Source organism: Imperialibacter sp. EC-SDR9 (genome assembly GCF_902498805.1).
GTDB lineage: Bacteria > Bacteroidota > Bacteroidia > Cytophagales > Cyclobacteriaceae > Imperialibacter.
Genome location: NZ_LR701608.1, coordinates 53,756 through 61,591 on the forward strand (window position 1 = coordinate 53,756; position 7,836 = coordinate 61,591).

Here is a 7,836-nt window from a genome sequence, read left to right on the forward strand (position 1 = left end):
GAAAAGTGGTTGCTACCAAATAGCTTCTACTTTGCTGAGGGTTACATTTTTCACTACTGCGCCTCCCTGCCAGCCCACCGTAAGCTTATCGTAAGGTTGTGTTGGAAAAACCAGCTCGGTCAGTACCAGCTCACCTTCATTGATAAAAATCTCCAGCGACGCCGTGTCGACAAATATCCGAATCGAGGCTGGGCGAGCACCGGTAAGCAGTTTCCCAACGTGAGTAGCAGCAAAGCCCTTTTCAAAATCTACCAGACCAGATTTTGACCTGTCGATTGAAACCGCTGAATCTGAAAAATCAATCAGCACCACCTCACCGGCATCATTGCCCAGGCTGATCGAAAGGCCATCGAAGCTGGTGCCATCCAGCGCCAAGTCAATCGTCACAAGAACATCCGTAAGCTCGATTACCTGACCATTTTCTGGTTGGAACGACCTCCCACTGCCAACAATGTTTCCCACCTCCTTTGCCGGGAAGTTGGTCAACACAAGCTCGCTTCCGACCCGCTTTAGCTTAAGTTCTCTCGGCAAAGTCATAGCACTTCTCCAGGCTTCGGTAGGCACCACTTGTGCATATTGCCAGTTGCTCATCCATCCGAGGAAAAGTCTTCTCCCATCTTCAGCAGGCACATCCGACCAGGTGACGCCGGCGTAGTTGTCGGTGCCCTGATCTACCCACCTCGTGGTCGGTATTTCTTCATCGGGCACAAACTGTTTGCCATCAAAACTTCCCACAAAATACTGTGTAGCCGACCCGCCATTGGGCCCGCCAGGGTTGATGCTCACCAGCAGCACCCATTTTTCTTCATTACTACCCTCTACGTTCAGTTGAAAAAGATCGGGGCATTCCCAAACACCCCCATGCGCTCCTAATTCTTTGCCGAAATCACTTTCGAAAGACCAGTTCTTCAAGTCGGGCGAGCTGTAAAAGCTGATATGGTCAGCAACTGCCAGCGTCATGATCCATTTCCCGGCCTCGGCATTCCAGCTCACCTTGGGGTCACGAAAGTCACGAATTCCCTGGTTGGGCAGCACTGGGTTTCCTTCATATTTGGTCCAGCTACGGCCTTTATCAAGACTAAAAGCTATTGCCTGGTATTGATAGTCCTCTTTGCCAGCCTTTTCCATCGCTGCATCGTGATAGGTAAAAATGGCTACCATGGCTGGGTTGGCTTCAGTGCCAAAGCCAGCCGTGTTGTTCCAGTCAACCACTGCACTGCCAGAAAAGATATAGCCGAGACTGTCAGGATAAAGGGCAATAGGTAAGTGTTCCCACTTCACCATGTCAGGACTCACGGCATGCCCCCAGTGCATAGGCCCCCAAACGGTGCTGTCCGGGTAATACTGGTAAAACAAGTGATATTCACCTTCATAATATACCATCCCATTAGGGTCGTTCATCCAGTGGGCTTCAGGAGAGAAGTGGAACTGAGGGCGGAATTTTTCCTGATAGAGCTTTACCTGAGGTTCTTTCATTGGCTTACTTTGACACGCTAGCAGGTACAAGAACACGCATAACAAGGAGGTTGTTTCAATAGTCTTCATAAGGTCCAATATCCAATTTTACCGGAAGATATCGAAACAAGTAGCCATTTTCATGAAAGCTTCGAATGACTTCGAGGCTCCCGCCTACTTTTTTTGCAAAATCTGTATCGGGAAGTCGTTGCCAAATGAGAAGCTGGCGGGGTACTGTGACTTGCCACTTGATCACTAGAATACATACGCATAAAATACTAAAGGAAAGGGCAGATTTGCCAAGACTTTAAAAATGACCGCCTATTTTTTGAGCTGCTCCGCCAACACGGCTATCCCCTCTTCAAAGCTGTGAGGATCGTAGCCCAGCACCTCCTTTGCCTTGTCCAGCACAAAACCAGTTTTAGGGGGGCGCTTGGCTGGCTGGCTGAATTTTGAGCCGTCCGTTTCATTGATCAAAGACTTGTCCAGACCAAAATAGTCGGCCGTGGCAATAGCCATTTGATAAGGGTTCATGAAGTCTTTGCCAGAAATATTAAAAATGCCCTTAGCCTTCTTCTTTGCAATGAGGTAGCAGCCCATGGCCAGGTCTTCTGCCAGCGTGGGGGTCCTCCACTGGTCGTTCACCACGTTGATTGTTTTGCCGTCCTCAAGGCTTTTCTTCACCCACAAAATAATGTTGCTCCGGCTCATGTCGAAAGCAATGCCATACACCAACACGGTACGGGCCATGGCCCAATCTATTTTACCAGCCATCACAGCCTTTTCCGCTGCCAACTTGCTGTCCCCATAGTAGCTCACCGGGTTAGCTTTGGCCTCTTCGTCATACGGGCCGTCCTCCCCATCAAAAATAAAGTCCGTAGAAAGATGCAAAAGAAATGCACCGCTGGCTTCGCAGGCTTTTACTATGTTTTCTACCGCCGTTACATTTTGCAACCAGCAGCCCTCCTTGTCCGTCTCGCACTGATCCACATTGGTCATAGCGGCGGTGTGAATGACCACTTCCGGCTTTTCAGTGCCTATGATTTTTAGCGTTTCCTCAGCGTCAGTAATATCCATTGACTGGTACCGGATACCTTCCAGTGGAATCCTGCTGGCCCCTCTCCCAGTGGCAAGAAAGTCTTCGCCTTTTTCTCTAAGAAGTACAACCAGCTTTTGACCCAGCAGGCCGTTAGCTCCGGTGATCAGTATAGACATAGCTTATTCTTTGTATTGAATGCCGTATTTTTTAGTCAGCTCCTTTTTGGACACTTCCTCGACTTCTACTGTCATATATACTTCAACAGCGGGTACGGTCTGCACGGTTTTGACTGCGGCAATTTTATCCACAACATCCAGTCCTTCCACCACCTGGCCAAAAACGGTATACTCGTCGTCCAGGTGGGGTGCCCCGCCTATCGTTGTGTAAGCCTCTACCCTTTCAGGTGAGAAAGTTTTCTCAACGTAAATATCAGTAGTGACCTTTTCCTTAACGAGCGGAATCAGACTTTGTACTTCGGCTGTATAGGCATCAAAATTTCCCGTCTTCCTTCCCTCCATATAGAGCTCAGTCAGTCTGTTCTTCACCTCCACTTGCGTAGAATCTTCGAGCAGCTTTCTGATGGCCATTCCCAGCTTTTCCTGGTCTACTTTCAGGGCTTCCTCCGATTCATAAACCGTTCCCTGCACAATGTAAAACTGGTTGCCGCTTGAGGCCCTGTCCGGGTTCACTTCGTCTGGCTGTCGGGCCGCAGCCAATGCGCCTTTTTTGTGAAAATACCTGGGTATAAACTCCGCAGCGACTGTATACTCTGGCTCTTTTTTATCCCGGGGCTTTTTGCGGTTGATATCACCGCCCTGTATCATAAAATTCTCCATGACACGGTGGAAAATTGTGCTGTCGTATTTACCACTCTCTGCCAGCTTCAAAAAGTTTGCCTTGTGCTGTGGTGTCTCGTCGTACAGAACCGCCTTCATGTCCCCATAAGGAGTGTGAATTGTCACAAGATAGTCCTTGTTTCCCCGGCAGGATGTAATCAACACCGCCAACGACAGCGCCCAAAATAACTGCTTCACTCTGCTCATTTCTTAAGTTGCATTTTAATCTCTTTCAATATAGCATCTCCTCCCTTGTCAAGAAGTCTTTCTGCCAACTTTTTGCCAAGCGCCCGTGCGTCAGCAACTTTTCCTGTAATAGCGTCCTGCACAATCCTTTTCCCATTCAGGCTTATGATACCCCCTTTGATCTTAAGTCTGTCCTCATGTAAAGTAGCCAGTCCAAATACCGGAATGCTACAGCCTCCTTCCAGCGTTTCCAAAAAAGCCCTTTCAGCTATGAGCCTGGCGGCGGTGTTTTGGTGGTTGACAGCATCTGCTATGGCTTTTTTGATCATTGGATCAAGAGAAGCACTTGCCTCCACAGCTACCGAGCCCTGACCAACGGCCGGTACAAATAAATCTGTATCGAGCACCTGAGCAATTTTATCAGCAAGCCCCATGCGGTGGACACCAGCGTATGCCAGCAAAAGTGCATCGCAGTGGCCTTCTTCCATTTTGCGAAAGCGGGTTTGAAGGTTTCCCCTCACTTCCACTGTTTTTATATGTGGGAAATAGTGCTTCAACACGGCGACTCTGCGGGTGGAAGATGTGCCCACCACAATCGGTGTTTCTCTGTCTTCGAGCGAGATCCCATTTTTGTGGCTTACCAGTACATCATTGACTCTTTCACGCTCAGTAAAGGCGATAATTTCAAAGCCCCTGGGCAGGGTCGACTGCATGTCCTTGGCGCTGTGCACAGCAATATGCACACTTCCGCTGGCCAGCTGTTCCTCCAATTCCTCAGTAAAAACCCCTTTGCTGCCAATTTTGGCTATAGAAACGTCGAGCACTTTATCACCCTTGGTTTCGATGGTTACCAGCTCAGTAGCGAGACCTGCTTTGTTCAAAAGCTCAGCAATGTGCTCAGCCTGCCACATAGCAAGCAAACTTCCTCTGGTTCCTATTTTTATTTTCTCCACAACAACTAGCTTTAATTTTTCTCTACTGTGCAATCTTCATCTTAAAAGAAAGGTTTTCTTCCCGCACATCCACCACAAACCCTTTTTTCAAAAACTTGCGACCCAAAAGTACTGGGAATTTCATGCCTGAACGATCAGTGAGCGAGAATTCTGTTCTGAACTTTTTACCAAATAGCACCAGGCGTGTTTTGATGATCACTCTGTTTTCGATGTGTCCGGTTGAGCTTTTGATCTTCCGCTGCGTAAAATCACTTGTTTCAAATTTAGTACTGCCCTTCCTTCCAATGGTAGCCCCTGAAATCTGAAAACTGACTATCGGCGTGCCCTCCCTGTCACTTACTTTAATTCTCGAGCAGTGTAAGGCGGAGGTAAAAGCGCCAGTATCTATTTTGGCTTTTATATTGAAAAGATCCAACTCCGGCAAGTCAATGATGTCATTTCTCCCAATGGTATAGCTGCTCTTCATTCTCATTGGTATTGGATCACTCCTGTTCTTAGAAGCCCGGCCATTTGGAGTGACAAGTCCATAAACAAAATCCGTGGATTCGCATTTCGCTCCAGGTGATAAATAGAGTCGTTCAACTGCCTGGAAGCCGATTCAATGATGGGAAGGGATATCGACTTGGCAAATTTGCTGACAAACTCTTCCTCATGAGGCATCGTTCGTTGTAAGCTGGCCTCGCCGGCATTTACAATGAGCGACTCTCTGAAAATGGTAAGGCCGTATTCCAGCAAGCTTCGCTGAGCCATTTTCGACATGCCGTTGAACTTATCAGTGAGCCCGGCCATGCCCTCAAAATCCGACGACCAGCAAATCCGCATCCACTCTCTGAAAATGGTCGTCGACTCGTCTTCAACCTCGTTGAGCAGGCTCAGCGCCAGGTTCATATTGCCGGCAGCCAGCCGGGCCATCGAATGCGCTTTTGCTGCATCCACTTCGGCCGTTTTTACAAGGTAGTCGGCCACTTCCTCGTCAGTGAAGCCCCTGACACTTACCAGCTGCGTCCGGCTGATAATGGTGTTGATGATGGCCTCATAGTTGTTGGAAATGAAGAAGAAAAAGGTGTTTTCCGGTGGCTCTTCTACTATTTTCAGCAAAGCATTGGCCGCCTGAATATTCATTTTTTCGGGTTGCCAAATGAGCATGGCTTTATACCTACCCTCAAAGGCCTTCAGCGACAGGGCGCTGATAATTTGCCGGCTTTCTTCTCTGTAAATAATAGCCTGCTTGCTCTCCGCTCCAAAATGGCGAGTCCAGTCCAGCAGATTACCATAGGGCTGTTCCACCAGAAAAGGCCTCCACCATTTGAGGTAGTTTTTACAAACCACCTCCTTAAAGTCTTTGTTGGGAATGTCTGCAATGGGAAAGGCAAAAGTGACGTCGGGATGAACCAGCTTAGCCATTTTGCTGCATGAAGGGCATGCACCACACGAATCGGTGTCACCTGGTTTGTCGCAGTTGATGTATGTAATAAAGGCCAAGGCCAAAGAAAGGTTGGCGCTGCCCTCCGGCCCGTTAAAAAGCTGAGCATGAGCCATGTGATTCTTTTGCACCGAGGCAATCAGCCTCGATTTCTCTTCTATTAGCCCTGGTATGTCTCTAAATTGCATCTATTCTTCCTCCCACGACCTGAATTTAGCTGACCTTTCGAATACTTCCAGCAATATCGTTCTTTCTGTTTCATCCAATGGCATCTTTCTTCTCTCCAGCACTCTGCTGACAGTATCAAGCGCCTGCTCAATTCTGTAGGTAGTGAAGCCTTCCGAGCCGCCCCAGGCGAAAGAGGGAACGAAAGACTTGGGGAAGCCACCGCCAAAAATATTGGCACTTACCCCAACTACCGTCCCTGTGTTGAACATGGTGTTAATGCCACATTTGGAGTGGTCGCCCATTAGCAAGCCGCAAAATTGCAATCCGGAATCAACGAAGGCCTCATCTGCGAAGCTCCAGACTTTCACATTGGCATAATTATTTTTGAGGTTGGAGGCATTGGTATCAGCCCCGAGGTTGCACCATTCTCCCAAAACAGCGTTGCCCAGGTAGCCGTCGTGGCCTTTGTTACTGTTGCCAAAAAACACCGCATTGGAAACTTCGCCTGCTACTTTGCAATGGGGCCCTACGGTGGTGTTTTCACGGATAGCTGCTCCCATGCCAATAATCGACTGCTCACCCATGGCAAAGGGCCCTCGTATCATGGCCCCCTCCATTACCTGGGCATTCTTTCCTATATAAACAGGGCCATTTTCAGCGTTGATAATCGCACTTTTAATAGAAGCCCCCGGCTCGATGAAAACATTTTCAGGATTATAAACCCGGGTAAATGGGTCGGTAATGTCCTCAGAAATCCGGCCCGCAGTGATTAAGTCGAAGTCGCTGCGAATTTGCGCACCATTCCACTGAAAAATCCGCCACGGACGGTCAATCAAATGAGCCTCGCCTTCAAAAACCACTTTTTTCTTCAGCTTTAAGCTGGCAAGCTCACTGTATGGTATTTGAGCGGACGAATGAAAAGCAGCGAGGTAATCGCCAACCATCAGCCCTTCGTTTTCACCAAGGTTAATAATAGCCTGAACAAGCGATTCGGTGGGGCACAAGGCACCGCTTATATAGAAATTGTCAGATGCAAAGTGGGTGGGAAATTTCGCAGACAGATAATTCTCGGTGAGAAACGACACTTTGTGTCCGGTAAGCTTCTGCCACTTCTCATTCACCTTTAATATACCTATCCGTATGTCTGCCAACGGGCGGGTATAGGTGAAGGGTAAAAGCTGGAGGCGCAGAATAGGATCGTCGAAGAGAATAATATTCATGGCGCAAAAATAAAAAAGTCTTTAGGAACTAAGCATCCTAAAGACTTTTTGCACAAACTTCTTTTCAGAAGTGTTTTGCTTATTTCTTATTTACATAGCGCTTGTTGAATTTCTCAACACGGCCAGCAGTATCCACAAACAGTTTCTTACCTGTGTAAAAAGGGTGTGAAGCTGAGCTCACTTCCACTTTCACTACCGGGTATGTTTTACCATCTTCCCACTTAATGGTCTCCTCAGAGTTCATTGTCGAGCGAGTAATAAAAGAATAGTCGCTTGAAGTGTCCTGAAATACCACTTCTCTGTATTCTGGATGTATGTCTTTTCTCATTTTGAAAGTCTTTTAAGGAACTGATTCCTAAATCGGACGGCAAATATAACAAAAGCTTTTTTTTGCTCCAATTGTGAACGCCAAATATTTACCTTTGAAGTCAATAGCGTCCTAAACGATATGAAGTTAGGATAAATAAGTTGTCATAGAGAGTTCTATGGTGAATTTGGGTTCCAATTGGGGAACAAGCCCCCCTGGTCAACTATTTTGGGTTTGTATAGGGGTAGA

General features: G+C 47.6%; 8 protein-coding genes. All 8 read right to left on the reverse strand.

Annotated elements, in window-relative coordinates; translation table 11 throughout:
- Window positions 1-12: 12 nt before the first annotated feature.
- The 8 genes from GC130_RS23325 to GC130_RS23360 all read right to left on the reverse strand — a co-directional run bounded on the left by GC130_RS23325 (window position 13) and on the right by GC130_RS23360 (window position 7,608).
- Window positions 13-1,476, reverse strand: coding sequence for a glycoside hydrolase family 32 protein (locus GC130_RS23325; protein ID WP_226940592.1), 1,464 nt, complete (start codon window positions 1,474-1,476; stop codon window positions 13-15).
- 300 nt (window positions 1,477-1,776) lie between these two features.
- On the reverse strand, window positions 1,777-2,670 hold the full coding sequence (locus GC130_RS23330; RefSeq protein WP_152000781.1) for an SDR family oxidoreductase: 894 nt from the start codon (window positions 2,668-2,670) through the stop codon (window positions 1,777-1,779).
- A gap of 3 nt (window positions 2,671-2,673) precedes the next feature.
- Window positions 2,674-3,537, reverse strand: coding sequence for a peptidylprolyl isomerase (locus GC130_RS23335; protein WP_152000782.1), 864 nt, complete (start codon window positions 3,535-3,537; stop codon window positions 2,674-2,676).
- Window positions 3,534-4,469, reverse strand: a complete 936-nt coding sequence (hemC, locus tag GC130_RS23340) for a hydroxymethylbilane synthase (RefSeq protein ID WP_193217967.1) — start codon at window positions 4,467-4,469, stop codon at window positions 3,534-3,536. The genes GC130_RS23335 and hemC overlap by 4 nt, the downstream gene beginning before the upstream one ends.
- 22 nt (window positions 4,470-4,491) lie before the next feature.
- Complete coding sequence (locus tag GC130_RS23345) at window positions 4,492-4,935, reverse strand: RimK/LysX family protein (RefSeq protein ID WP_152000783.1); 444 nt, start codon at window positions 4,933-4,935, stop codon at window positions 4,492-4,494.
- Window positions 4,936-4,937: 2 nt separating this feature from the next.
- The gene (locus GC130_RS23350) at window positions 4,938-6,080 is read right to left on the reverse strand and encodes a DNA polymerase III subunit delta' (RefSeq protein WP_152000784.1); all 1,143 of its coding nucleotides are present in this window, start codon (window positions 6,078-6,080) and stop codon (window positions 4,938-4,940) included.
- Window positions 6,081-7,280: a GlmU family protein gene (locus GC130_RS23355; RefSeq protein WP_152000785.1), complete on the reverse strand. Its 1,200-nt coding sequence runs from the start codon at window positions 7,278-7,280 to the stop codon at window positions 6,081-6,083.
- A gap of 79 nt (window positions 7,281-7,359) precedes the next feature.
- Entirely contained in the window at window positions 7,360-7,608 is a 249-nt protein-coding gene (locus tag GC130_RS23360; protein ID WP_152000786.1) for a type B 50S ribosomal protein L31, read from the reverse strand.
- Window positions 7,609-7,836 lie beyond the last annotated feature (228 nt).